This is a genomic window from Lamprobacter modestohalophilus (genome assembly GCF_016583905.1).
GTDB lineage: Bacteria > Pseudomonadota > Gammaproteobacteria > Chromatiales > Chromatiaceae > Lamprobacter > Lamprobacter modestohalophilus.
In genome coordinates, this window is sequence record NZ_NRRY01000002.1 from 114,678 (window position 1) to 140,245 (window position 25,568).

Genomic DNA, 25,568 nt, shown 5'->3' on the forward strand with positions numbered 1-25,568 from the left:
TCGATGCGGAGGCGGCCCAGCGACGATCTTTGAGTCTTTCGACGATGGCTCGGCAGACTTATTCCTGGCTGCCAGCCTGTACCATACCGGCGAGTGCACATGAAACACCTACCCAACACCGATTCAATCTCGGAGCTTGCTGAGTTTTGGCAAGCCCATGACCTGACCGATTTCGACGACGAGCTTGAAGAAGTCACAGCCCCCGTGTTTCAACAAGCAGACCGATTTCAAGTGCGTCTTTCCACCCGCGACGCCCGCGCGCTGCGCTCCAAGGCGCGCCAAGCTCAGCTCTCAGAGGGAGAGTTACTCTCACAATGGGCGCATGAACGCCTCGGTGAACGATGAGCCTCAAACCCTGGCGCGAGATCGCCCGCCCACACAAGGATGTCCTGCAAGGCACCTTCAAGCAATCCGAGTTCGCCGCTGACATCTCCCAAGTCGCCAACGGCACCGCACCACCCGAGTACCAAGACGCCGAGGCCTTCTTCGCCCGCACCTTCATCACCGAGGGCATGCGCCTGCTGCTGATCTCGGTCGCCCAGCGCCTGGCCGGGCAGGGCGGCGATCCGGTGAGCTGGTCGCCTTCCTGCGTCAGTTCGAGCCTGGCCAGCACTACCGCGCCGGCACCTTCGACTCCAATCTCAGCTTCATCCAAGCCCTCACCGAGGCACTCAAGGCCGTCCCTAACGCCCTCCTGCTCGCCTCGCTGCCGGAATCGGATCTCGAGATCGGCGGCAGCATGGGCCAGCACACCCTCAACGCGCTAGAGAAATACTTTGGACGGGTCGAATCGGTGTGGAAGCCGGTGGCCAGCGAAGATGCCTTCGAGATCGTCCGCCGGCGGCTGTTCGAGCACCCGGGCGAGCGCGCCGAGGTCGAGGGCATCGCGCGCCAGTTCTCCGACTTCTACCGCGCCCACAGCAGCAAGCTACCGAACGAGACCCAGTCCAACGTCTACTTTGAGCGCCTGTGCGCCGCCTATCCGATCCACCCCGAGGTCTTCGATCGGCACCCCGGCCAAGACGCAGTTCTACGGCAGCATCGAGGTCGATCCGGTCAAGGCAAAGATGGATTTCGCGCAGATCGTCGATGAGATCATCGAGCAGTTCACCGCTCGGGTCGGCGTGGACGTCAGCATCTCAATCGACATCCAGGCTAAGAGCACGACAGGGTTCGATGAGAACCTGCAGCGGACGATCAAGGAGAACTGTAGCGTGTTGAAGTTTGGCTCGGCGGAGTTTGAAGGGGAGTAGCGTGATCAGGATTTCGGCGACGTCAAAGCAAGCAGCAGGGATCGATCAACGGGGCCAGAGCAAGACTAGGCCGCTGCAACCACCTGATCACGCCCTGCGGCCTTGGCCTGATAGAGCAGTGTGTCGGCGTGCGCAAGCAGTTCGTCGAGACTGTCGCCCTGCTGGTAGGGAACGACGCCAATACTGAGGGTGACGGGCCGATTGCAATTGGGCACCTCGATCGACTCGCGTGCATCGCGACAGAGCCCTTCGGCCAAGCGCTCGGCCTCAGTGATCGGGCAGTCGCTGAGCAGCATCACGAACTCGTCGCCGCCCCAGCGCGCGACGACGTCGGTGCCGCGGCGTCGGGCTTGGGCGATGCTGGCGATCTGCTCGATCACCCGGTCGCCGGCAAGGTGGCCATGCTGATCGTTGATATGCTTGAAGCGGTCGATGTCGAACATCAGCAGCGACAGTGGCCGCTGTTGGCGCTCGGCATGCGCGGTGGCCTGTTTGTACAGGGTCTCGAAGTTCTGTCGGTTGTGGAGCCCGGAGAGTTTGTCGGTCGTCGCCAAGCGCTCGAGACGCCTCTGGAAGCGCCGCACACTGACGGCGCTGATCAAGAGTACGATCAGGGTGATGCCCGCGCCGACCGCGAGGTTGCGATAGAACGCGGTGCGCAGCGAGGCGAGCGCGCTGTGCTCGGGCTGCTCGACGATCAAGACCCAGTCCAGCTCGGGGATGTAGCGGTAGCGAACGAAGACAGGTCCCTGTTCACCGCTGTAGCGCAGTGATCCCTCCTCGCCACTGAGAATCTGCTCGGCGACGGCTCGAATCCCTTCCCGTTGGTAGATGTTGACAGTGCCGATCAGCGCTTCCTCGACATGGCTTTGGACCAGGCCGAGGCGGTTGACGAAGAAGATGTCGCGGTCGTAGCGCTCCTTGTAGCTAGCGATCAGGCTCGACATGGTCGCCACCTCGAGCCCTAGCCCGGTAATGCCGAGGTAGCGCCCGTCTTGATCCTGGATCTTGTGGTTGATGAAGATCGTCAGCCGGTGCTTGGCGGCTTCGTTGGTGTCGATGTCGACCCGATAGGCGCTGGGGTGTGAGCGCATCGAGAAGAACCATTGATCCTTCAGCGAGGTCGGCGTGACGGTCTTGAGGATGCCGTCGAAGTGGTAGTAGCGATGGCTCAGGTCGGAGACGACGAAGGCGGAGAAGACGTCGTATCGCTGCTGAATCGCTTGCAGATAACGCTGGACCTGCTCCGGGTCCTGCTCGCCGCTGGTCATCCAGTCGATGAGGAAGGTGTCGTGCGCCATCAGCGAGGCGATATAGATCGGGCGCAGGAGGCTTTCTTGGATGTCGGAGTAGATGTTGTTGCTGGTCAGCGGCAGGGTGTTGCGGACCAGCAGCTCGCGCAGGGCATCGCTGGAGACGCGCAGGCTGTAGAGGTTGACCGCGAGGAAGCCGGCAACCAGGATGGCGCCGAGGGTCAGGATCAGCCGGTTGCCGCTGTTGATGCTGAGGCGCATGCGGTTGATCCTAATGTTAGGGCCGTCAGCGGCAGTGCTGCGATGCTGACTTCACGGCGCAAAGCCTTGTGCGCACCGTTGCGGGTTGCGCGTTGTGCCCACCCAGAAGCCCATGTTTGGGCTAAATTTAGGGTTCAGGTTCGGACTGAGTTGGGCGCTCAATGGAAGTTTCAGCCGGCACTGAGGCTGGGCGTCATGCGATGCCAATCGGTCGCCTGCTGCAATCGGTGAGCAATGTTCAGCAGTCGTCCTTCTTGGAAGACGTCGCCGATCAGTTGCAGCCCGACGGGCATGCCATCGGCCGGTGCGACCGGGATCGACAGACCTGGCAGGCCGGCGAGGTTGGTGGCGATGGTGTAGATGTCGTTGAGGTACATAGCCACCGGATCATTGGATTTGGCACCGAGCGCAAAGGCGGTGCTCGGGGTGGTGGGGCCCATGATCACATCGACCTGCTCGAAGGCGTGGCTGAAGTCGTCGCTGATCAGATGCCGCAACTGCTGCGCTTTGAGGTAATAGGCGTCGTAGTAGCCGGCGGAGAGCACATAGGTGCCGATCATGATGCGGCGCTTGACCTCGGGGCCGAAGCCTTCGGCGCGGCTGCGCTTGTAGAGGTCCTCGAGATCCTTCGGCGCCTCGCAGCGATGGCCATAGCGGACGCCGTCGAAGCGCGCGAGGTTGGATGAGCACTCGGCCGGGGCGACGACATAGTAGACCGGCACCGATAGGGGGGCATTGGGCAGGCTGATCTCGCGCACGCTGGCGCCGAGCGCTTCGTACTCCTTGATCGCGGCCTCGATCGAGGCTGCGACACCGGGGTCGAGCCCTTCGCCGAAGTATTCCTTGGGTAGGCCGATCTTGAGGCCGGCGATGCTGTCCTCGAGCTGAGCGGCGTAGTCTGGCACCGGCTCCTTGGCACTGGTCGAATCGCGCTCGTCGAAGCCGGCCATGGCTTGCAGCACCAGCGCGGCATCGGCGGCGCTACGGGCAAAGACCCCGGCCTGATCTAGGCTCGAGGCGAAGGCGATCATACCCCAGCGCGAGCAGCGGCCGTAGGTCGGCTTGATGCCGGTGACGCCGCAGAAGGCCGCCGGCTGGCGGATCGAGCCGCCGGTGTCGGTGCCGGTGGCGGCAACACAGAGTCCAGCCGCAACGGCTGCAGCCGAACCGCCCGAGGAGCCGCCAGGCACGCGCTCGAGATCCCAGGGGTTGTGCACTGGTCCGAAGAAGCTGGTTTCGTTGGATGAGCCCATCGCGAACTCATCCATGTTGGTCTTGCCCAGCATCGGCATGCCAGCGGCCTGTAGGCGTTCGACGACGGTTGCGTTATAGGGCGCGACGAAGTTGTCGAGCATGCGCGAGCCGCAGCTGGTCTTGACCCCATTGGTGCAGAAGATGTCCTTGTGCGCGATTGGGATGCCGGTTAGCGGTCCGGCGGTGCCAGCGGCGAGCTGCTGATCGGCACGCTCGGCAGCGGCCAGTGCCTGTTCAGCGGTGACCGTGATATAGGCGTTGATCTTGGCGTTGAGCTGCTCGATGCGCTTGAGATACTGTTCGGTCAGCTCGCGCGCTGAGATCGCGCGCGCGCGCAGCGCAGCGCCGAGCGCGCTCATCGATTGATCATGCATTGGTGTCACTCAATTACCTTCGGCACCAGGTAGAGTCCGTCCTCAGTCTGTGGCGCAATCTGTTGGAACTGGTCACGGTTGTCCGTTTCGGTGACCTGGTCGGGGCGGAGTCGCTGCGCCATATGCAGCGGATGCGCCATGGGCTCGACGCCCGTGGTGTCGATGGCGCTCATCTGCTCGACGAGGTTGAGAATGCTGCTGAGTTCGGTGCTAAAGTGATCGCGTTCACCGTCGCTGATGGCGAGTCGGGCGAGGTGCGCGATCTTGGCAACGTCGCTGGTGTCGAGGGCCATGATGGAAATATGCCGGTTTGAGGTCTTCGGGGTTGAGGTCTCGGATGTCAGGCTGAGCCGGGTCAACGCGGCACGGACGCTCGCGAGATAGACGTTTCATGGTCCGGGCTGGCGACATAGGCGCAATCGTTAACGGGCCTCTCACGCGCTTCTCCGATGTGCTGCATTGTCTGGGGCGCCGCCGCGCCCTATGCGTTAGGTTCAGCTTTCACTGTCAAATTACCACAAGCCGCTGGTCCCCGGGCAGCCGAGCGCGGCCGAAATACCTGGCCCTTGTGGTTGGGTTTGGCCTCTCGGATAAAGGTTGCTCGTGCGGGCGGCCGATGATCCGCTTGCTCAGTGAAAGCTCCGTTGCTAGATTAGCGAACGTTTATGTCGCCGAAATTGCCGACAAGAAGCGACAATGTCTATCTCGAGAATCGCGCCGCTGCGGCTGAGCTATGCTGAACAGCATTGCCAAAGCCAACCCACACGGCGTGCTTCGGGTCCGAGCCATTCGACTCGATCAGCACACCGTCGGCGCCGAGATTTCCCTTTAATGGCCTAGATGCGACGATCCGATGCCGCCTGTTCAGCGGCGCCTTCATTTCACGCGCCGTCGTCGGGCGCATGCAGCTGATAACGCTGGAGTGAGCTACCGATGTTCCTGAGACGTATCCGAGGGCTGTTCTCGAACGATCTATCGATCGACCTCGGAACCGCTAACACGCTGATCTATGCTCGCGGGCAGGGGATCGTGCTCGATGAGCCGTCGGTGGTGGCGATTCGCCAAGATCAGGATGGGGGCCGCAAGTCGGTGGCTGCGGTTGGCGAAGAGGCTAAGCAGATGCGGGGGCGAACGCCGCAGAACATCGTTGCGATCCGGCCCCTCAAGGATGGTGTGATCGCTGATTTCACCGTCACCGAGAAGATGCTGCAGTGGTTCATTCACAAGGTACACGAATCTCGACTGATTCGACCCAGTCCACGTGTCCTGGTCTGCGTGCCCTGCGGCTCGACTCAGGTCGAGCGACGGGCGATCAAGGAATCCGCCTACGGGGCCGGCGCGCGCGAGGTCTATCTGATCGAAGAGCCGATGGCGGCGGCGATTGGTGCTGGACTTCCGGTCGATGAGCCGCAGGGCTCGATGGTGTTGGACATCGGTGGCGGAACCTCCGAGGTGGCCGTGATCTCTCTCAACGGGATCGTGTTCTCGAGCTCGGCGCGGATCGGCGGCGATACCTTCGATGACAGCATCATCAACTACGTCCGTCGCAATTATGGAACCTTCATTGGTGAGGCTACGGCCGAGCGCATCAAGCACGAGATCGGCACCGCCTTCCCGGGTGAAGAGGTGCTCGAGATCGAGGTCCGAGGTCGCAACCTAGCAGAAGGGATGCCACGCAGCTTTACTCTGAACAGCAACGAGATCTTGGAGGCCTTACAAGAGCCGCTGCATAGCATCGTCAGTGCGGTGAAGAATGCGCTTGAGCAAACGCCACCTGAGCTAGGTGCTGATGTCGCTGAACGGGGCATCGTGCTCACTGGCGGTGGCGCCTTGCTGCGCGATCTCGATCGGTTGATCTCGGAGGAGACCGGGCTGCCGGTGGTGGTGGCCGAAAATCCGCTGACCTGCGTTGCGCGCGGAGGTGGTAAGGCGCTGGAGATGATGGATCGACGCGGCCTCGAGGTCTTCTCGGTCGAGTGATGCTGTCCTTTTGTCGGTGAGTGTCGAGTCAACGCGGAGAGTCGTCCTATCAACGCGCTGTTCCATCATGGCCCCTCACCGCTATGGCGGTTATTGATCGCGGTCGTGTGTGCGTTTGCGCTCATGATCGCGGACGCGCAAGAACGCCATCTCGGATGGTTGCGCGCGACCCTCACCGTGGCCGTCTATCCCCTGCAATGGCTTGCAGCGCAGCCGAGTAGGCTCGCCCGCGACCTCGACTCCCAATTCGCGACAGGGGCTGATCTGCGCGAGCGCAACAGCTTGTTGGAGAGCGAAAACCTGGCGTTACGAGGTCAGATGCAGCGATTTTTGGCGCTGCAGGCTGAAAATAGTCGGCTACGCGATCTGCTCGGCTCTTCGTTCAAGGTCAGTGATCGTGTGCTGGTCGCTGAGCTGCTACAGGTCGAGCTCGATCCTTATCGGCAGCAGGTCCTGGTTGACAAGGGCACTGTCTCGGGTGTCTATGTAGGCCAGCCAGTCCTCGATGCGAATGCAGTGATGGGGCAGGTGGTGGTTGCCAACCCGCTCACGGCGACGGTCCTGCTGATCACCGATGCCGACCATGCCTTGCCGGTGCAGATCAATCGCAATGGGCTGCGCACCATCGCCACGGGCACCGGTCGGGTTAATCAGCTGCGTCTCCACCATTTGCCGAAGAATGCCGATGTGCGTGTGGGCGATCTCCTCGTCACCTCTGGCATGGGCGGCGTTTTTCCGCCCGGTTATCCCGTCGCGCAGATTGTCGAAGTGGCCGATGATCCGAATAGCCCTTTCGCCACCGTGCAAGCAGTGCCGACGGCACGTCTGGATCGCAGCCATGAGGTGCTCCTAGTCTGGACTCTCGATTCGGTTGCTGCGCCTGGTGAGCCGGTGCAGGGACTGGGTGGCAGTGCGCAGCCGGCGGATGCCGCTGACGCTGCTGACGCCGCAACATCGGCGGATAATCGCTCATGAGTGCCTTACCACGGGCCGGCCTGTTCTTGCTCTTTACGCTGGTTGCCGCGCTGACGCTCACCATCCTACCGATGCCAAGCTGGGCGAGCGAGTTCCGTCCGCAGTGGGTGACCTTGATCCTGATCTACTGGTGCCTGGTTCGACCGACTCGGTTCGGTGTCTTTTCCGGTTTTTCGCTCGGCATCGCGCAAGATCTGGTGTCCGGCGCGCTGCTTGGCGAACATGCGCTGTCGCTCTCGGTGGTTGCCTATTTGGCCGGCGAGCTGCACCGGCGTATTCGTGCCTTCCCGCTGTCGCAGCAAGCGGTGGCGGTTTGGCTGTTGTTGTTGATCGAGCGCTTGCTCTCACTGTGGATCTTGGGTGCAACGGGTCAGCCGACGCCGACCCTGGCTTATTGGCTGCCGACCTTGGTCGGCCTGCTGCTTTGGCCCTGGTTTAGCCTGCTGCTCGACCGGCTGCGGCTGTCGGCGCGGTTAGCCTGAAGCCCTGCTAACGTGAAAAAAACGCTTTCTATTGTGGGGCGGCGCCGCGCGCTGAAGTGCGGACGCATCTGCTGAGTCGAGACGATGCTGGGAACGATGTTTGAAGACCGCCGCGGGGAGAAACGCCTGTTTCGGGGGCGGGCGATCCTGCTGGCGGTGTTGGTGGTGCTCAGTCTGGCACTGATTGCAGCGCGGTTATTTCAGTTGCAGGTCGTGCGGCATGAGCACTTTACGACGCTCTCCGACGATAACCGCATCAAGATTCAGCCCATGCCGCCGACGCGGGGGCTGATCTACGACCGCAATGGCGTGCTCTTGGCGGATAACGTGCCCTCTTATGCGCTCACTATCGAGCCAGAGAAGGTCGAGGATATCGACGCAACCATTGCTGAGCTGTCTGAGCTGGTGCCGATCTCGGAGCTCGACCTCGAGCGCTTCGAGCGACTCTTGCCGCAACGCCGGCGTTTCGAAGGGGTGCCGATCAGACTCGACCTCAACCAGGCCGAGCGTGCCCGGTTTGCGGTTCAAGGTCATCGCTTTCCTGGCGTTGAGATCGCCGCTGAGCTGTCACGTTATTACCCTGAAGGCGCTTATACGAGCCATCTTGTGGGCTATGTGGGGCGTATCAACGAGCAGGAGTTGGAGCAAATCGACCGCTCGGACTACGCCGGCAGCAACCACATCGGTAAGGTCGGGGTCGAGAAGTACCACGAGCAATGGTTGCATGGCCATGTTGGTTACCAACAGGCGGTGGTCAATGCGCGCGGGCGCGTGCTAGAACAGCGTGAGCAGAAGACGCCGGTGCCGGGGCGTGATCTGCATCTGTTCCTCGATATGGACCTGCAGCGCGATGCTGCCGCCGCGTTGGGAGATCGCCGGGGTGCGGTGGTTGCCATCGATCCAGAGACAGGTGGCGTGCTGGCGATGGTCAGCTCGCCGCGCTACGACCCCAATCCGTTCGTCGGCGGTATCGGGTATAAGGCCTATGCGGAACTGCGCGATGACATCGATCGGCCACTCTATGATCGCGCCGTGCGCGGTCAGTATCCACCGGGGTCGACCGTCAAGCCCTTCATCGCGTTGGCGGGCCTGGCGACGGGTGTGACTACGGCCAGCCAAGGCAAATACTGCGGTGGCTACTTCCAGCTGCCTGGGCATTCGCACCGCTACCGGTGTTGGCGGCGTGGTGGCCATGGCAGCTTGGCGATGGAGGATGCGATCGTCCAGTCCTGCGATGTGTACTTCTATCGGCTCGCGCACGACATGGGGATCGACCGTCTTGATGACCTGTTGGCCGAGTTCAATTTCGGCCGCCCAACCGGTGTCGATATTGCCGGCGAGCTGGGCGGACTGCTGCCTTCGCCGGAGTGGAAGCAGCGTGTGCGCAATCGTCCTTGGTTCCCAGGTGAGACGCTCATCGTTGGCATTGGGCAAGGCGCCTTTCTGGCAACGCCGTTGCAGCTTGCCGCGGCGACGGCCGCCATTGCCAATGGCGGCATGTTCATCCAACCGCGTATCGTGAGTGCGACGCGCGCTAGCCTCGGTGCACCCTTGGAGCCGACCCAGGCCCAGCGCCGGCCAATACCGGATCAGGACCCGGCGCATTGGCAGACCATCATCGATGCGATGACCAATGTGGTCGAGGGTCGACGCGGTACGGCGGGCCGCATTCGGACCAATGCCTATCGCATCGCCGGCAAGACCGGCACCTCACAGGTCTTCACGGTTGGTCAGAACGAAACCTATAACGAGGCCGAGGTCGCGGAGCGCATGCGCGACCATGCCTTGTTCGTCGGCTTTGCGCCGATTGAGGAGCCGCGTATCGCGGTGGCTGTGATCGTCGAGAATGGGGGGCATGGGGGTGCGACAGCTGCGCCAATCGCGCGGGCGGTCATGGATAGCTGGCTACTCGATCAACGCGTGCAGGCTCCGAGTGATGCGGACGATGGTAACAGTCCTTGACGGTCACCTTTACCGATGTCTAAACAGACGCATGTTGATATTGAGGCTGGTCATGACTCGCTCGATCGGGGCTGGCTGAACAGGCTTCATATCGATCTACCGCTGCTGTTGTTATTGCTGCTGCTCTCTGCTTTCGGGCTGCTGATGCTCTACAGCGCCACCGGTCAGTCGGCAGGACAGGTTGAGCGGCAAGCCATCCGGCTCGGTCTCGCACTTGTGCTCATGATCGGTATCGCGCAGCTGTCGCCGGCTGTGCTGCGCCAGTGGTCGGTGCCGCTCTACCTTATTGGCTTGGCGCTGCTCGCGGCGGTGCTGCTGTTTGGAGACCAGAGTAAAGGCGCCCAGCGCTGGCTCGACCTCGGGTTTTTGAGGTTTCAGCCGTCCGAGGTGCTCAAGCTTGCGTTGCCGATGATGCTGGCCTGGTATCTGTCTTTGCGGACGCTACCGCCGCGCTTGCTCGATATTGTCGTCGTAGGCCTGTTGATCGGGCTACCGGTGTTTTTGATCTTCAAGCAGCCAGATCTTGGCACCGCCCTACTGGTAGGCAGTGCTGGGGTGGCGACCTTGTTTCTGTCCGGTTTGCGCTGGCGCCTCATTCTGAGCTTAGTCGTGCTTGCCGGGGTCGCAGCGCCCCTGCTCTGGTCCTTGATGCACGATTACCAACGCCAGCGTGTGCTGACCTTTCTCGATCCTGGCTCCGACCCCTTGGGTGCTGGCTACCACATCATTCAGTCGCAGATTGCGATTGGCTCCGGTGGGATTCACGGTAAGGGTTGGCTGCAGGGCACCCAGTCTCAGCTCGAATTCCTGCCGGAGCGTTCGACTGATTTCATCTTCGCCGTGATCGGCGAGGAGCTTGGTCTCTCCGGCATCATTGTGCTCATGCTGCTCTACCTGGCGGTGATCCTGCGCGGGCTCAGCATCGCGGCTCAGGCGCAGGATGCCTATAGCAGACTCTTGGCAGGCTCGATCACCATGGTGTTTTTCGTCTACCTGTTTGTGAACATGGGGATGGTGACTGGGGTGCTGCCTGTCGTTGGCGTGCCTCTGCCGTTGATCAGCTATGGTGGCACCTCGTTAGTCACACTCATGTTTGGCTTCGGCATCTTGATGTCCGTGCAAACGAGGCGGAAATTGCTTCAAGCAGAGTGAGTTCCGGCATATACTCAAGCTTGTTTCGATCCACTGATGCGGATTCCTCAGATGCCGACTCCCCAGTGCGCCGGGCGGCTTCGTGCCTTGGCAACCCTGCTGATGGCCTCGCTGCTCACCACCCCGCTCGCCGGTGTTTTGGCGGACTCGGGGCCGGCGAGCTACCTCAGCGAGCGCGACCGCTTTATCGACGAGATGGTTGCGGAACAGGGGTTCGACCGATCGGAGCTGACGGCCTTGATGGCCGGGGCGCGTTATCAGCAGTCGATCGTCGATGCGATGAATCGGCCTTACGAGGCCAAGCCTTGGGGGCAGTATCGCGCCCTGTTCGTGACGCCGGAGCGCATAACAGGCGGGCAGCGTTTCCTTGCCGAGCATCAGGCGCTGCTCGCTCAGGTCGAGTCTGCGTATGGTGTGCCAGCCGAGATCATCACAGCGATCATCGGCATCGAGACCAATTACGGCGGCACCCTGGGCAGCCATCGCGTGCTCGATGCGCTGAGTACGCTCGGCTTCGCCTATCCAAGACGGTCAGCGTTCTTTCGTAAAGAGCTGAAAGAGTTTCTTCTGCTCGCGCGTGAGGAGGCGGTTGATCCCGTCACTGTGCTCGGCTCCTATGCCGGCGCGGTTGGCAAGCCGCAGTTTATCCCCTCTAGCTATCGTGCCTATGCGGTCGATCTCGATGGCGATGGCCAACGCAATCTTTGGGACAGCGATGCCGATGTGATTGGCAGCGTCGGCGCCTATCTCGCTCGGCATGGCTGGCAACGGGGTCAACCAATCGCCTCAGCCGCCACCTTGACAGGTCCACTGAAGCCCGGGGTAGAGGTCGGCGGCAAGCGGCCGGTTGTGCCAGGCTTCACTGTGGCACAGCTCGAAGCAGCCGGGGTTGAGCCGGAGCAGACGCTTGACCCGGGCGCGCGTGCCGCCCTGATCGAGCTCGATCGCAATGGACCCGAATACTGGATTACGCTTGACAACTTTTACGCTATCACCCGCTACAACCACAGCAATCTCTATGCGCTCGCCGCGCTGGAGCTGAGCCGGGCGATTGCGCCAGCAGAGAGTTCACCAGGGGACTGAGATGCCGACGACAGCCGTTCTGAACTGCCTTCGCGTATCGCCAGCACCAGTACCAGCATTGGTGGCGAGGCTGGCTCTGATTTCTGGCCTGCTGGTCGCATTGGCCGGCTGCAGCAGTGCGCCTAAGACCGCCTCCACCAGTGCACCCAAGACCGCCGGCACCGGTGCCCCCGCTCTAGCAATGGACGTCCTGCCGAAGGTCGAGCCGAAATCACGCTACGGCAACATGGGCACCTACGTCGTCTTGGGTAAGCGCTACTACACAAAAGCCAGTAGCCGAAACCACGTCGAGCGCGGGCAGGCCTCCTGGTATGGCAAGAAGTTTCATGGCCGCAGGACCTCGAGCGGCGAGCGCTACGATATGCACCAGATGACGGCGGCGCACAAGAGCTTACCGTTACCGACCTATGCGCTGGTCACCAATCTCGAGAACGGCCGCAGCGCGGTGGTCAAGGTCAACGATCGCGGGCCGTTCGTCGGCAATCGCATCATCGACCTCTCCTATGCGGCAGCGAAGCGTCTGGATATCGTGAATGCGGGCACGGCGCATGTGGAGGTCCGCTCGATCGATCCGCGCGATCATGGTAAAGGCGCAAAGGAGCTGCTCCGGCTTGCCTCGGCCGATGTCGGCAGGCAGCAGCGCGCTAAGCCCTCGTCGGCGGTTGTGGCTCGAGACGGCGGGCCGATCTTCTTGCAGGTGGGCGCTTTCGGCAGTCGCGGCAATGCAGAGCAGCTGCAGAGCCGGTTGGCTCGTCGCGTCGAAGAGCCGGTTTTAGTCCGCGCTGCAGCGGTGGGTGGTGCGTCGACGCCGTTGTACAAGGTCCAGGTTGGCCCGATACGCTCGCGAACCGATGCCGATGCGCTCGGCCGGCGACTCGCCGCGCTGGGCATCGATAAACCCGTGTTAGTCGTTCGCTAGGTGCCGATGAAGGCTGCCGTCGCGCGCACGAGCAGGTAAACTCACTGGCATGCGTTACCTAATCTCTATCCTCCTCCTCAGCCTTGTCGCCACGTTGGCACAGGCCGAGCCTCCGCCGATCCCTGAGCTTGGTGCCGAAGGCTACCTGCTGGTCGATTACGACAGCGGAGCGGTGCTGGCGGCGGCGAATGCCGAGAGCCGACTCGAGCCCGCGAGTCTGACCAAGATCATGACCGCTTATGTGGTGTTCTCGGAATTGGCGGAAGGCAATATCGCCCTCGACGACCTGGTGCTGATCAGTGAAAAGGCCTGGCGGACTGGCGGCTCGAAAATGTTCATCGAGGTCGGCAATCAGGTTGCGGTTGAAGACCTGCTGAAGGGCATGATCATCCAGTCGGGCAATGATGCCAGTGTTGCCTTGGCCGAGTATGTCGCCGGTAGCGAGGATAGCTTCGCCGGCTTGATGAACCAGCATGCGGAGCGGCTCGGGATGACCCAGAGCAACTTCACCAATTCCACCGGCTTACCCGACCCGAATCTGTATACGACCCCGAAAGACATTGCCCGCGTCGCTGCGGCAATGATTCGCGACTTTCCGGATTACTACCGTTGGTATTCGGAGCCGGAGTTTACCTGGCAGGGGATCACGCAATCGAACCGCAACAGACTGCTCCGCCAGGGCGTTGGCGTGGATGGCGTGAAGACCGGCCACACTCAGGCAGCCGGCTATTGTCTGGTCTCATCCGCCAAGCGCGATGGCCAGAGGCTGATTGCTGTGGTGATGGGGACCAAGAGCGATTCGGCCCGCGTTGCCGATAGTTTGGCACTGCTGAACTATGGTTTCCGGTTCTTCGAGACCCATCACCTCTATCCAGCTGGCGAGCCAATCGAGTTGTTGCGAGTCTGGTCCGGCGACCCACCGACGGTGGCGGTTGGGCCAGCAACGGATGTCGCCGTTACCATTCCGCGTGGAAGTTTCGATCAGCTCTCGGCGCAGCTTGAGCCGATCCCCACGCTGAACGCGCCGATTGCCGCTGGGCAGCAGATCGGTGAGATTACGCTGATGCTCGAGGGCGAAGAGATCAAGCGCCAGCCTGCGGTTGCACTAGACGCGGTTGAGCGCGGCGGCCTGCTGCGTCAGGCCGCTGATTCAGTATTACGGCTGTTTTGATGAAAGAGCTCTATCTCAACGGGGCCTTTGTGGCACCGGAACAGGCGATGATCTCGGTCATGGATCGCGGGTTTCTGTTTGGCGACGGTGTCTATGAGGTCATCCCCGCCTATGCGGGCAGGCCGTTGCGCGAGCTTGAGCATCTTGAGCGTCTGCAGAATAGCCTGCAGGGCATTGGGCTGGCGCCGCCGTTATCGCCCTCGCAATGGTCACCCATCTTCCGGCGGTTGTTGTCCGAGACGCCCACAGCAGACCAAGCCCTCTATCTGCAGATCACGCGCGGTGTGGCGCCGAGTCGCGACCATCGCTTCCCGAACGCGCCGGTACCGACGGTGCTGGCGATGGCGAAGCCGATGAAGCAGCGAGATCCGGCGGTCGCTGAGCGCGGCGTCGAGGCCGTGACCCGCGACGATATCCGCTGGCTGCGCTGCGATATCAAGGCGACGGCGCTCTTGGCGGCGGTGCTCTTGCGCCAGTCGGCCGAAGAGGCTGGTGCCGAGGAGGCGATCTTGGTGCGCAACGGCCTCGCGCTAGAGGGGTCGACCAGCAACCTGTTCATCGTGCGTCAAGGGCGCCTGATCACACCGCCAAAGGGGCCATTGCTGTTGGCCGGGATTACGCGAGACCTCGTGCTCGAGCTGGCCGCTGTCGCCAAGATCCCCTGCGAGGAGCGCGACATCACGGCCGAGGAGCTGCGCACGGCGGACGAGGTCTGGATCAGCAGCTCCACACGCGAGGTAATACCGGTAACGCGGCTTGACGGGGTGCCAATCGGCTCCGGCCGCCCGGGACCCTCGTGGCAGCGAATCGATCGCTGCTACCAAGATTTCAAGGCCGACCTCAGGCGCGCTGCTGCCTGATGCTGCCTGATTGTTTGCAGCCCGAGGCTTCGATGACCGACACCAGCTCCAATCAAGACGAGACCCTGTTGCGCTTTCCTTGCCGCTTCCCGATCAAGGCGATGGGACGCACCGAGGCTGGCATCGAGGCCATCCTGATCGAGATTATCGAGCGTCATGCGCCTGATACGAGCAAGGATGAGCTACGCTCGAGGCCTAGCCGCAACGGCAATTGGATCTCGGTAACGGTCGAGATCGAGGCCCATAGCAAGGGTCAGCTTGATGCCATCTACCGCGAGCTCTCCGAGCACGCCCAGATTACCTGTGCCTTCTGACGCGACCTACGATGTTGGGGCAGGGCCGGAGCTGAGTCAGCATGAATCCGCGCCTCAACCAGACTCGCTCGTGCTCGCTGCGCCACTGCCTCCCCTGCGCGTGCGCTGGCTAGGGCAAGGCTGCGACTACCACGAGATCTGGGCCAGGATGCGCCGTTTCACTGATGAGCGCGGGCCGCAGACTGATGACGAGCTTTGGCTGTTGGAGCATGCGCCGGTCTTCACCCTAGGGCAGGCGGGCTTACCGGATCATCTGCTGGATCCTGGCTCCATTCCCACTGTGCAGTGCGATCGCGGCGGCCAGGTCACCTATCACGGCCCAGGCCAGTTGGTCGCCTATCTGCTGTTGGATTTGAGGCGAGCGCGTATCGGCGTGAAACAATTGGTGCATCTGCTCGAGCAGGCTGTCATTGACCTATTGGCCGATCATCAGGTCGTTGCACAGCCCCGCCCCGACGCGCCGGGCGTCTATGTCAATGAGGCGAAGATCGCCTCTGTCGGTCTGCGTGTGCGTCGTGGCTGCTGCTATCACGGCGTTGCGTTGAACATCGATCTCGATCTGGCGCCATTTGCGCGCATCAACCCCTGCGGCTATCCGGGCCTCGTCGTCACCCGAACCCAAGATCTGGGGATTTCCCTCAGCGTCGATGCTGCGGGCCGGCAGTTGGATGCCCAGTTCAACCGCTTATTGGGCCGGCCCTACAGATAGAGGGCGAGCGGAAAGATCTCGCTGATTAGGATCACCGGTTGGCCATCGATGATGATGCGATAGGTCCGAAACAGCGCCCGTTCTCCATCGACCGACGTTGGCTCGACGCCCACTTCCATGACCTCGCGAAAGCTTTCGAGCCCGCTGTCGCGAATCAACACGCCGATGCCGATCTCGCGGTTGACCAAACGTTCTCTGAACGACGGGGGAATCAGCTCGAAACGGATAACGGAAAAGGCACGGGCAAAGTGTTTGTTGCTGTCGGTGCCTCGCAGGAGTGCCTCGCGCACCATGACCTGGTCGCCAGGGTCGACCTCGATCCAAGGGATATCGGCAGCCGCTTTGATGAACTCTTGGCGGAGCGTATCGACCACGACTGGCTCCCAAAAAAAGGCCTCGAGCGCCTTAGTGACGGTGCCGTCTGTGACCAGGAGCGCCCTTAGGAACGGCGGCAAGGTCTCGATCGGCAAGGGTGCGCCTTCTTGGCAGCCGATGGTGCCGTTGCGAACGAAGCCTTGGCAGCGAAACGGGTTGGGGCCGCTGTTGGGCAATGGGCGGCGGTAGTAGCGGTCGACCAAGTCCGGTTCCTCTAGTGGATTCTGATGTGTCGGTTGGGGAGTTTTCCCCACAGCTGAGCAATAGCCTAACGGCTTGACTTTCGTGCAACCAGCTAGCCCAGCGTCTTGTTCCGTGCTCGGTGCAGCCCCAACCTCAGTACTTCTGTTGTAAGTGGCAATAACAAGACGCTGTTTGGTTCTGCTAACATCAGGCTGCGAGGGTGCGGAAATGGCCCTCGGTCTGTGCTATAAACCAGTTGCCGTCCGGCAAAATCAAGAACGGAGAATTACCGATGACCAAGAAATTCAAGCTCGCCTCCCTGTCTGCTGCTGCGCTGCTGAGCGCCTCCCTGCTTGGTGGCTGTGCCACCGACCAGGAGGCGCGTGATATGGCTCAAGCCGCAATGGACGCTGCCAACGCGGCTCAGGCTTGCTGCGAGGCCAATGAGGACCGCATCAACCGCATGTATCAGAAGATCATGTCGAAGTGATGCCAGCTCTTTGAGCCTTGCCGGCCTCCGACGACCTGTGGGAGGCCGGTATTTTCCTGCTGAACCCGTTTTACCTCATCCCAATCGATCACCACCCCATTGCCTTTAGCGATTGATGGTGGAATGATCTCTTCCACTGCTCGCGGACCTGTCCCCTCCAGCCGGCTGACTTCCAAAAACAGCTGGTCTCCAAGCCATCCCACCTTGTATGGCTGATCGACAATGGTCACCGGGGTGCCAACCTCGACCTGACCGAACAGATACTCGATATCTTCCGGAAACATTCGCGTGCAGCCTGAGCTGACCGGCATGCCAACGCCCCAGGGCTTGTTGGTGCCATGGATCAGATAGCTTGGATTGCTAAGCCGCAAGCGGTAAGCGCCGAGCGGATTATCCGGGCCAGCAGGGACCACTGCCGGTAGAGTTTTACCGTTCTTGGCATACTCGGCGCGAATCGACGCAGGCGGTGTCCAGGTTGGATTCTCCGTCTTCTCGATGATCCGGTAGCTGCCAACCGGTGTCTCCCAGCCGTCGCGGCCGATGCCGATCGAGAAGGTCTCAACCTCGGTTGGTGAACGGTAGTAGTACATGCGCCGTTCGGCCAGGTTCAAGACGATGCCGTTGCGCGGGGCATCCGGCAAGACATGACGATCTGGCGCCAGCACTGCGGTACCTTCACCGGGGAGCCATAGATCGACATCGGGATTGGCCTGCTGCATCTCATCGACGCCGAGTCCATGGTGGCGGCCGATATCGAGAAGCGTGTGCTCGCTCTTCGCCTTTACATAGAACGGGGTGCCGATGACACTATCGCTTGGATCGATGAGCCGATAAACCTTGGCCAGGGCGGGCGCTACTGGTAGCGCGCTGAGGCTGATGAGGGTGACAAGCCAGATGATGGGACGCAGGCGGCGCTTGGCGCCGGTGCGCCGATCTGGGTCCGGCGGGTTCATGGGATGGACGGTATCGATCGTCATCTGCTGGACTCCAAAACTGATGACCTGCTCCAAACGTTGGACCAGGAAGTCTGCCAAGTATTCAATTCAGGTCGATGGTGGTTCATGAGTCAATCCAGTCAGCATTCCCGCAGCCCTAAGCAGGGGCAGACCGCGACAGCGCTCGATCGGGTGCGCAACATCGGTATTGCCGCGCATGTCGATGCGGGCAAGACCACCTTGACGGAGCGCATCCTGTTCTACGCCGGCGCTTCCCATAAGATCGGCGAGGTGCATGATGGCGCAGCGCACATGGACTGGATGGCCGAAGAGCAAGACCACGGTATCACGATCACCGCGGCGGTGACGAAGGCGCCCTGGCGCGATCATCTGCTGCAGATTGTCGATACTCCCGGCCATGTCGATTTTACCATCGAGGTCGAGCGTTCGATGCGCGTACTTGATGGGGTTGTTCTCGTCTTGGACGGCGTTCGCGGCATCGAGCCGCAGACCGAGACGGTTTGGCGGCAGCGTTGTCGGTTTGGGTTGCCGGTGCTGTTCTTCGTCAACAAGATCGATCGGCCGGGGGCGGACTTTCTTCGGGTTCTGGATGCTATCCGGGAGCGGTTGGATGTGGAGCCGGTGGCGATGACGGTGCCGCTGGCCGAGGAGCAGGCCTGCATCGACCTACTACACCGGCGCCTGTTACGGTTCGGCGGCGAGCAGGGCGAACAGGTCTCGGCCGAACCCTGCCCGGAGGCTCTCTGGGCACCAGTCGCTGAGCTGCACGAGGCCCTGTTGTTGGCTGCTGCTGATGCCGACGATACCCTGGCCGATCTGGTGCTCGAAGGTGGCGAGCCGGAGCCCGAGGTCGTCCTCGCGGCACTGCGGCGTGGCACCCTGGCCGGACGGATCTTTCCCTGCTTTGGCGGCAGCGCGCTGCGAAACCTCGGTGTACAGCCGGTGATGGATGCCGCCGTCGACCTGCTGCCGGCGCCGCTCGATCGGCCCGCCGCGGTCGCGCGGCAGCCCAATGGAGAGGCCGAGACCGTCGCGATCAGCGCCAAGGGGCCTCTGGTTGCGTTGGTGTTCAAGGTGCAGCTGTGGGATGGCCGTCGCCACTGTTTCACGCGCGTCTACCGCAACCGGCTCAAGGTTGGCGATACGGTTGCCTTCAAAACCGCCGATGGTCGCGTGATCAAAGAGCATATCGCGCGCATCTTCGATGTCGACGCCGGGCGCAAGACCAAGCTGGATGAGGCTGGGCCGGGGCAGATCGTCTTGATCGCTGGTTTACGCTATGCGGCGACCGGCGACACCCTCTGCGACCCCGACCATCTGGTGGCGCTGGAGCGGATCGAGGCGCGCCAGCCGGTACTGAGTCTGGCGATTGAGCCAGCTGCTGGTACTGACGAGGACAAGCTGCTCGAGGTGCTGGACAAGGTGGAGCAGGAAGATCCAACGCTGAGGGTCGAGGAAGACCCTGAGACCGGCCAGCGTCTGCTGCGCGGCATGGGCGAGCTCCATCTGCAGATCGTGCTTGAGCGCTTGGAGCGCGAGTTTGGTCAGAAGGTGCGCACTGGTCGGCCGGCGGTTGCGGTGCGTGAGACGATCATGCGCAGCGGGCGCGCGGAGCAGCTGCATAGCCGCCCGCCGAGCCCGGATGGAAAACAGCCCGAGTTGGCCGCCTGGGCCCTGGTTGAGGTCGCGCCTCAGGCCCGCGGTGCAGGCAACCAGATTCGATGCCATCCGCGTCTGCGGCCGGAGAGTGCAGCCCTGTCGCTGGAACAACAGCAGGCTTTGCAGGAAGGGCTCGAGGTCGGGCTGGCCAGTGGCGTGCTGCAAGGCGCGCCGGTTGATGACGTCAGTGCGACCTTGGTGGAGGTCGAGCTGTTCGGCCAGCAGAGCACGCCGGAGGCCCTGCAGGCGACGACGACGCGCGCCCTTGCGCGTGCGCTGTCTGAGGCGGGACCGGTTGCGCTACATCCGGTGATGCGGGTCGATGTGGTGGTGCCGGAGGCAAACCTCGGTTCGGTGCTTGGTGACCTGCAGCAGCGGCGCGCTGCGATACAGGCCACCAAGACCGGTCAGGAGAGCGGTGACGACTCGGCGAGCATCAGCTGCGAGGTTGCACTCGAAGCCCTGCTCGGCTACACCACCGAGCTGCGCAGCCTGACCCAAGGGCGCGGCCAATACAGCATGCAATTCGAGCGCTTCGACGTCGTTTGAAGCGACGTTATCTGAAACGACGTTATCGGGCAGCGCCAAATAGCGCGGCGACAGCCTCTTTCTGTTCGCTGCTCATCGCTTCGACGATCTCGCGATAGGCCTCATACTGGGCCATGGTCTCCGCGCTCGGCGCGGCCGCTGCGCTGTCATCGGCCGATGTCGGGCTGTCGAAGACCATCACGAAGGTCACCGGCACGGCGTTGCTGATGCTGTCAAGACCGGCGATCTCACGCAGCTTCTCGACGCCTTCGCCCAGGCCGAATTTGGCCGCATCGAGCACCACCGGCTCCGTACTTGCGACCATCAGGGTGTCGTCATCGAGCTTCGCGGCTTGCATCTTCAGGATCAGCGGCTGGGTCTCGCCGTGGAGGCTGAGGCTGCTCTCGGCCACGACCTCGATCATGTCACCGGGCTGCATCGCAGCGATCTGGGCCGGATCGATCTTGGCGCTGAGGGTGGCATCGCTGTACTGCGTGGTCTTGAACAGCATCTCGCGCATGCGTTCGTTGCGGATCGGGATCAGCGTCTCGACGCTATCGAGGGTGGTGTCGATGACGGCTTGGCCCTGGTCGTTGATGCTGCCCGCAAGTTCGGTGAAATGATGGACCTCGCCGATGTTGCCGGCCTTGATCGAGACGAACGCGAGATGCGAGCGCTCGGGGTTGAGTGTCCAGGTGTCGGCGACGGCTGTCGCGATGCTGGCACTGACGAGACTGATCGCGAGCAGGGCGGTGGTCAGGCGATTCATCTTCAAGCTCCTCTGGATGATAGGTCTTCGGGTAATCGATCTCTGAGTCCATGCTGTTTGGCGGCCGGGCCATACCAACCAGCAGACTCCTATTAATGCGACCGCCGAGCGCCGATCCCAACGTCTCGAGGGTCCGAAAGGGCGCTCAAACCGGAGAAGATGGCCGTCCAGCCGCGGAGGGGGTGGTCTGCGTCTTCGCCTGTTTTGGTAGGCGCAGCCGCACCCGAAGCCCGGGAGCCGCGTCTTCCAGGCTGAGCGCAGCGCCATGCAGCTGGGCGACGGCTTGGACCAGGCTCAGGCCGAGTCCGTGGCCGGGCGCTGCGCGGCTCTCGTCGATGCGGAAGAAGCGTTGTAGCACCTTGTCGCGCAGCTCCGGCGGGATACCAGGGCCATCGTCAGTCACACTCAGCTCGACGCTGGTCTCGCTGCAGACAGCGCGGAGCCGGATCTGGCCGCCGCTCGGGCTGTGCTTGATGGCGTTGTCGACCAGGTTTGCGATCGCCTGAAATAACAGATCGCGGTCTGCATGCAGACGGCAGGGACTGTTCTCGGCAACGCCTTCGACCTGGATCGTTTGTAGCGACTCGGCCGCGAGCGGCTCATAGAGCTCGGCGACATCCTGCAACAACGGCAGCGGGTCCAGGTCAGCGAAGGCCGCGCGGCGGCTACCGGCCTCGATCCGGGCGATGCGTAGCAGTGCGTTGAAGGCGCTGAGCAGCTCGTCGGCGTCGGCGATCGCGACCTCGACCTCGGCGCGCGCCTCGTCGCTGAGGTCGGCTCCATGCAGCAGCTCGAGCCGATTGCGCAGCCGCGTCAGTGATGTGCGCAGATCATGGGCGATGTTGTCGGAGACCTGACGGATGCTGAGCATCAAGGCCTCGATGCGCTCGAGCATCCGGTTCAGGTTATCGGCCAGCTGATCGAAGTCGTCGCCCGTGCCTGCGCTCGGGACGCGGCGGCTGAGATTGCCCTGCATGATCTCGCGGCTGACCTGATTGACCACGTCGAGCCGGCGCACGATACCGGCGCCCATCAGCCAGCCGCCGAGCAGCGCCAGGCCAACGGTGATGGCGAGCCCCCAAGTCATGGCGTCGAGGATCAGCTGGCGGATCGCGGTGAGTTCGCGGACATCGCGGCCGACCAGCAAGCGCAGATCCCCGCGCAGCCGAAACACCTTGGCGCGCGTCTCATGTTCGATGGTGACGTCCTCGCCCAGTGATTGGCGGGCACGAAACCGGACCCATCCGCCCGCATCCGGCGCGACCTGCGGCCAGCTGTCGAGATTGCCGATGATCGGGTTGCCGCTCGGAGCGGTCAGGAGGTAGATCGAGGCCCCTTGCGGGTCACGCGCAATACGCTCGGCGATCACGGTTGAGAGCCCGGCTAAGCCGCGGCGTCGATACTGCTCAGCCAGGCCTTGGATCTCGGCGCCGATGGTGGCATCGGTCTGCCGTGCCATGTAGCCGGCGGTTGACCAGTAGATGAAGCCGAGCAGAATCGCCACAGAGACGCCGACCAGCAGCATGTACAGCAGCGCGAGCCGGAAGGTCGAGCTGGTGAGGATGAAGCGCGACGACAGACGCAGTCGACTCAGGCTTGGGCCGAGCTTGCGCTTCGTGCCTTGGCGCAGCTGCTCGGCTGTTATCGCCATGGGGGGTGATTCGTTGCCATCAGCTGTGCAGGAAGGGCAGGCTGCTGGAGCGCGTGCAGGCGATCATCCGTGCGCTCGCCGACGCCACTAGTCCGCACGGAGCATATAGCCGGCGCCGCGGACGGTTTGCAGCAGCGGTTGATCAAAGTCCTTATCGATCTTTGCCCGCAGCCGGCTGATGTGGACGTCGATCACATTGGTCTGGGGGTCGAAGTGATAGTCCCAGACGTTCTCGAGCAGCATCGTTCGGGTCACGACCTGGCCGGCATGCCGCATCAGGTACTCGAGCAGCTTGAACTCGCGCGGCTGCAGCGCGATCGGCTGTCCGCCACGATGCACCTGACGCTTGAGCAGATCCAGCTCCAGATCAGCGACGCTCAGGCTGGTTACCGGGGCATCGCCGGGGGCTGAGCGCCGCATCAGGGCCTCGATACGCGCATGCAGCTCGGAAAAGGCGAAGGGCTTGACCAGGTAATCGTCGCCGCCGGCACGCAAGCCCTCGACGCGATGGTCGACCTCGCCAAGCGCGCTCAGGATCAGCACCGGCGTCGGATTTCCCGAGGCACGTAAGGTGCGGATGATCGCGAGTCCTTCCAGCTCTGGCAGCATGCGATCGATCACCATCACGTCATACGCATTGCCGGCCGCTAGGAACAGGCCGTCACGGCCGTTGTCGGCCAGGTCAACGCTCGCGCCCATCTCGCCAAAGGCCTTGGCGAGATAGCCGGAGAGTTGAGGGTCGTCCTCGATAACCAGCACACGCATGGCCGTCGATTACCCAATCGGAACCGCGACGAAACGCTGCTCACCGTCCTGCTCGACGCGCAGCAAAACGGAGGGCCGTTCCGCAGCCGCGGCCTGCTTGACCGCCTCGACTACCTGGCTCGGCTGGGTCACGGGCTGCTGGCCGACCATCGAGATCAGGCTGCCTGCCTTGATGCCAGCCATCTGTGCGGGGCTGCCCGGCGCGACCTGGGCCACGAGGACGCCGCTGGCATCCGCAGCGAGCCCCCGCTCGGCGCGCAGCTCCGGGGTCAGCGGTGCCAGATAGAGACCGATGCGGGGCTCGTCGCCGGCCGGCTCGTTGCCGCTGGCGGCCTGTGCCATGTCTTCACTCGGCATCTCACCGATGGTGACAGGCAGCGTCAGGGTTTGGCCTGAGCGAAATAAGACCAGGTTGATCTGCTCGCCGGCATCGATGCCAGCGATCAGCTTGGTCAGGTCGCGGTACTCCTCCATGCGCTCACCGGCGGCCTCGAGGATGACGTCGCCGCTGCTGATGCCCGCGGCCTCTGCCGGGGTGCCGGCGATGACGTCTGCGACCAGCACACCGCGGGTCTCGGGCAAGCCCAGGCTGGCTGCGATTTCTTCAGTCACAGGCTGGATTTGAACGCCCAGCCATCCACGGTCGACACGGCCCTTGGTCTGCAGATCGGCGATGATCTCAGCGGCGGTCTCGGCTGGGATCGCGAAACCGATGCCGATGTTGCCGCCGCTCGGTGAGAAGATGGCTGTGTTCACCCCGATCACGACACCACGGGCATCGAACAGTGGGCCGCCGGAGTTGCCGCGGTTGATCGGCGCGTCGATCTGGATGTAATCGTCATAGGGGCCAGAGTTGATGTCGCGCCCGCGTGCCGAGATGATCCCCGCGTTGACCGAGCCGCCCAGGCCGAATGGGTTGCCGACCGCCAATACCCAGTCGCCGACGCGGGCGCCGCGGCTATCGCCGAAGCGCACGTGCGGCAAGGCATCGGTGGTATCGATCTTGATCAGAGCCAGGTCGGTCTTGGCATCACGACCGATCACCCGTGCCTCGTATTTCTCGCCGTCGTTGAGCGTCACCTCGATCCGCGAGGCGCCATCAACCACATGGTTGTTGGTCACGATATGTCCTTCGGCATCGATGATGAAGCCAGAGCCCTCGCCTTCGCGTTGGCGTGGCATTGGCGTCGGCATCTGATCGAGACCACCGAAGCGCTTGAAGAACTCGTACAGCGGCGAGCCCTCGTCTGGCATCTGGCCGTCGGGGAGCGACAGCGTCTGCTGCGATTCTTGCGCGACCGTGACATTGACGACCGCGGGTGTCACCCGCTCGACGACATCAGCGAAACTGGTGGGCCCGGTTGGGGCGGCCAAGGGTGCGGGCACCGATTCGGCATGGACGGTCTGAGGCGCTAGACCGGCCGCTGAAGCCAGCACGATCAGGCTGATGGTGGCCGCGAGCATGGCGCGGCCGGTGAGTCTGGGCGCTGCGAGCACGACGGCTGATGCCGGGGTTGACCGCGGCTCCGTCGCTCTCAAGGGTTGAGTCGAAGGCATGCGAGGGCTCCTGAGTGGACGCTGCGAGTAGAGGCCCGCAGCGAACTGCGGTGCTCAATGACATGTTGCTGAGTGTTGGGAGTTAGGCTTTACCGCGCGGTTGCCGGTGGGTTACCGATTGTTAATCTACAGGCTGGCTTCGGTTGGCTTGCTTGCGGTGCAGCCGATTCGAGCGCTGGGCGGTTATCAGTCGCACGCTCGGTCTGCGAGTGCGACAATGCTGACGCGCGGTGGCTCTTGCGCGCTCTGCAGAGTCGGCCGTGTCTCTAACCGTCAACGATCAATCATGCCGGCGCATCGACGAACCCTCGGGTGCTCGCTGGTGCCTCTGGCGGACCGGAAAAGGGGGAGATGAGATGACAAGCCTCGAACAGGTGGAGATCAGCAAGTATCACAACGAACTCGTGCACGATGTCCGACATCTGGTGCAGAAGTATGGCCGGATCATGGGCTGGGAAGTGCCGGAGCTCGATGAGGCGGAGGCGAGCAAGTTGATCTTACAAGCCTTGAAGAACGCGCTCGCTGACGTCGAGCGTGAGCAATAGCGTCGGGCGCAGCTGGCTGCTGCTGGTGATCATTGCGAGCGTCTTGCTGGACGCTTGCGGTTCGCCAGTCGCGAAGCCACGCTGTCTG

At 62.6% G+C, this 25,568-nt stretch carries 27 protein-coding genes; 18 read left to right on the forward strand and 9 right to left on the reverse strand.

Going from position 1 to position 25,568, the window contains the following annotated elements; translation table 11 throughout:
- Positions 1–99: 99 nt before the first annotated feature.
- From CKO42_RS01635 to CKO42_RS01650, 4 genes are read left to right on the forward strand one after another with little or no spacing between them, the layout of a single operon-like run.
- Positions 100–345 carry a CopG family antitoxin gene (locus tag CKO42_RS01635; RefSeq protein ID WP_200237427.1) on the forward strand — a complete coding sequence of 82 codons (246 nt, stop codon included), beginning with the start codon at positions 100–102 and terminating at the stop codon, positions 343–345.
- Positions 342–767, forward strand: a complete 426-nt coding sequence (locus CKO42_RS01640) for an ATP-binding protein (RefSeq protein WP_200237431.1) — start codon at positions 342–344, stop codon at positions 765–767. The genes CKO42_RS01635 and CKO42_RS01640 overlap by 4 nt, the downstream gene beginning before the upstream one ends.
- Complete coding sequence (locus tag CKO42_RS01645; protein WP_200237435.1) at positions 740–1,093, forward strand: hypothetical protein; 354 nt, start codon at positions 740–742, stop codon at positions 1,091–1,093. Before CKO42_RS01640 ends, CKO42_RS01645 begins: the two co-directional genes overlap by 28 nt.
- Positions 1,068–1,253: a hypothetical protein gene (locus CKO42_RS01650; RefSeq protein WP_200237438.1), complete on the forward strand. Its 186-nt coding sequence runs from the start codon at positions 1,068–1,070 to the stop codon at positions 1,251–1,253. The genes CKO42_RS01645 and CKO42_RS01650 overlap by 26 nt, the downstream gene beginning before the upstream one ends.
- A 65-nt stretch (positions 1,254–1,318) precedes the next feature.
- On the opposite strand, the gene CKO42_RS01655 is transcribed toward CKO42_RS01650, so the two are convergent.
- The 3 genes from CKO42_RS01655 to gatC all read right to left on the reverse strand — a co-directional run bounded on the left by CKO42_RS01655 (position 1,319) and on the right by gatC (position 4,688).
- Entirely contained in the window at positions 1,319–2,767 is a 1,449-nt protein-coding gene (locus tag CKO42_RS01655) for a sensor domain-containing diguanylate cyclase (protein WP_200237441.1), read from the reverse strand.
- A gap of 170 nt (positions 2,768–2,937) precedes the next feature.
- Complete coding sequence (gatA, locus tag CKO42_RS01660; protein ID WP_200237445.1) at positions 2,938–4,395, reverse strand: Asp-tRNA(Asn)/Glu-tRNA(Gln) amidotransferase subunit GatA; 1,458 nt, start codon at positions 4,393–4,395, stop codon at positions 2,938–2,940.
- Positions 4,396–4,400: 5 nt separating this feature from the next.
- Positions 4,401–4,688: an Asp-tRNA(Asn)/Glu-tRNA(Gln) amidotransferase subunit GatC gene (gatC, locus tag CKO42_RS01665; protein ID WP_200237448.1), complete on the reverse strand. Its 288-nt coding sequence runs from the start codon at positions 4,686–4,688 to the stop codon at positions 4,401–4,403.
- 640 nt (positions 4,689–5,328) lie between these two features.
- Here gatC and CKO42_RS01670 point away from each other — a divergent pair.
- From CKO42_RS01670 to lipB, 11 genes are all read left to right on the forward strand, one after another.
- A complete protein-coding gene (locus tag CKO42_RS01670; RefSeq protein WP_200237453.1) occupies positions 5,329–6,375 on the forward strand; it encodes a rod shape-determining protein in 1,047 nt (348 codons plus the stop codon).
- A 57-nt stretch (positions 6,376–6,432) separates the two neighbouring features.
- Positions 6,433–7,350 carry a rod shape-determining protein MreC gene (mreC, locus tag CKO42_RS01675; RefSeq protein ID WP_207148630.1) on the forward strand — a complete coding sequence of 306 codons (918 nt, stop codon included), beginning with the start codon at positions 6,433–6,435 and terminating at the stop codon, positions 7,348–7,350.
- The gene (gene mreD, locus CKO42_RS01680) at positions 7,347–7,832 is read left to right on the forward strand and encodes a rod shape-determining protein MreD (protein WP_200237457.1); all 486 of its coding nucleotides are present in this window, start codon (positions 7,347–7,349) and stop codon (positions 7,830–7,832) included. The genes mreC and mreD overlap by 4 nt, the downstream gene beginning before the upstream one ends.
- A 96-nt stretch (positions 7,833–7,928) precedes the next feature.
- Positions 7,929–9,794, forward strand: coding sequence for a penicillin-binding protein 2 (gene mrdA / locus CKO42_RS01685; RefSeq protein WP_420844253.1), 1,866 nt, complete (start codon positions 7,929–7,931; stop codon positions 9,792–9,794).
- 15 nt (positions 9,795–9,809) lie between these two features.
- Positions 9,810–10,946 carry a rod shape-determining protein RodA gene (gene rodA, locus CKO42_RS01690; RefSeq protein ID WP_200237465.1) on the forward strand — a complete coding sequence of 379 codons (1,137 nt, stop codon included), beginning with the start codon at positions 9,810–9,812 and terminating at the stop codon, positions 10,944–10,946.
- 51 nt (positions 10,947–10,997) lie between these two features.
- A complete protein-coding gene (gene mltB / locus CKO42_RS01695) occupies positions 10,998–12,029 on the forward strand; it encodes a lytic murein transglycosylase B (protein ID WP_200237466.1) in 1,032 nt (343 codons plus the stop codon).
- 61 nt (positions 12,030–12,090) lie between these two features.
- A complete protein-coding gene (locus CKO42_RS27830) occupies positions 12,091–12,948 on the forward strand; it encodes a septal ring lytic transglycosylase RlpA family protein (RefSeq protein WP_338034828.1) in 858 nt (285 codons plus the stop codon).
- 49 nt (positions 12,949–12,997) lie between these two features.
- Positions 12,998–14,119, forward strand: coding sequence for a D-alanyl-D-alanine carboxypeptidase family protein (locus CKO42_RS01705; protein ID WP_200237468.1), 1,122 nt, complete (start codon positions 12,998–13,000; stop codon positions 14,117–14,119).
- Positions 14,119–14,979 carry an aminotransferase class IV gene (locus CKO42_RS01710; protein WP_200237469.1) on the forward strand — a complete coding sequence of 287 codons (861 nt, stop codon included), beginning with the start codon at positions 14,119–14,121 and terminating at the stop codon, positions 14,977–14,979. The genes CKO42_RS01705 and CKO42_RS01710 overlap by 1 nt, the downstream gene beginning before the upstream one ends.
- Positions 14,980–15,011: 32 nt before the next feature.
- Positions 15,012–15,293 (forward strand): YbeD family protein, encoded by a 282-nt coding sequence (locus tag CKO42_RS01715; protein ID WP_200237470.1) that lies wholly within the window; start codon positions 15,012–15,014, stop codon positions 15,291–15,293.
- Between the two features lie 70 nt (positions 15,294–15,363).
- Positions 15,364–16,002, forward strand: a complete 639-nt coding sequence (lipB, locus tag CKO42_RS01720) for a lipoyl(octanoyl) transferase LipB (protein WP_420844254.1) — start codon at positions 15,364–15,366, stop codon at positions 16,000–16,002.
- Here lipB and CKO42_RS01725 read toward each other — a convergent pair.
- Positions 15,993–16,580, reverse strand: a complete 588-nt coding sequence (locus CKO42_RS01725; protein ID WP_200237474.1) for a chorismate--pyruvate lyase family protein — start codon at positions 16,578–16,580, stop codon at positions 15,993–15,995. The genes lipB and CKO42_RS01725 overlap by 10 nt on opposite strands.
- Before the next feature lie 272 nt (positions 16,581–16,852).
- Here CKO42_RS01725 and CKO42_RS01730 point away from each other — a divergent pair, with 272 nt between their 5' ends.
- On the forward strand, positions 16,853–17,050 hold the full coding sequence (locus CKO42_RS01730; RefSeq protein ID WP_200237476.1) for an alanine-zipper protein: 198 nt from the start codon (positions 16,853–16,855) through the stop codon (positions 17,048–17,050).
- On the opposite strand, the gene CKO42_RS01735 is transcribed toward CKO42_RS01730, so the two are convergent.
- Entirely contained in the window at positions 17,029–18,027 is a 999-nt protein-coding gene (locus CKO42_RS01735; protein ID WP_242479044.1) for a L,D-transpeptidase family protein, read from the reverse strand. The two genes, CKO42_RS01730 and CKO42_RS01735, sit on opposite strands and share 22 nt — an antisense overlap.
- A gap of 84 nt (positions 18,028–18,111) precedes the next feature.
- Between CKO42_RS01735 and CKO42_RS01740 the strand changes: the two genes are divergently transcribed.
- A complete protein-coding gene (locus tag CKO42_RS01740; protein ID WP_200237478.1) occupies positions 18,112–20,214 on the forward strand; it encodes an elongation factor G in 2,103 nt (700 codons plus the stop codon).
- Between the two features lie 22 nt (positions 20,215–20,236).
- Here the strand turns inward: CKO42_RS01740 and CKO42_RS01745 are convergent, their stop codons facing one another.
- The 4 genes from CKO42_RS01745 to CKO42_RS01760 all read right to left on the reverse strand — a co-directional run bounded on the left by CKO42_RS01745 (position 20,237) and on the right by CKO42_RS01760 (position 24,935).
- Positions 20,237–20,962: a YceI family protein gene (locus CKO42_RS01745; protein ID WP_200237481.1), complete on the reverse strand. Its 726-nt coding sequence runs from the start codon at positions 20,960–20,962 to the stop codon at positions 20,237–20,239.
- Between the two features lie 145 nt (positions 20,963–21,107).
- The gene (locus tag CKO42_RS01750) at positions 21,108–22,613 is read right to left on the reverse strand and encodes a sensor histidine kinase (protein WP_200237483.1); all 1,506 of its coding nucleotides are present in this window, start codon (positions 22,611–22,613) and stop codon (positions 21,108–21,110) included.
- 87 nt (positions 22,614–22,700) lie between these two features.
- Positions 22,701–23,378 (reverse strand): response regulator transcription factor, encoded by a 678-nt coding sequence (locus CKO42_RS01755; protein WP_200237485.1) that lies wholly within the window; start codon positions 23,376–23,378, stop codon positions 22,701–22,703.
- Positions 23,379–23,387: 9 nt separating this feature from the next.
- The gene (locus tag CKO42_RS01760; protein WP_242479045.1) at positions 23,388–24,935 is read right to left on the reverse strand and encodes a Do family serine endopeptidase; all 1,548 of its coding nucleotides are present in this window, start codon (positions 24,933–24,935) and stop codon (positions 23,388–23,390) included.
- 356 nt (positions 24,936–25,291) lie between these two features.
- Between CKO42_RS01760 and CKO42_RS01765 the strand changes: the two genes are divergently transcribed.
- Entirely contained in the window at positions 25,292–25,480 is a 189-nt protein-coding gene (locus CKO42_RS01765) for a hypothetical protein (protein WP_200237488.1), read from the forward strand.
- Positions 25,481–25,568 lie beyond the last annotated feature (88 nt).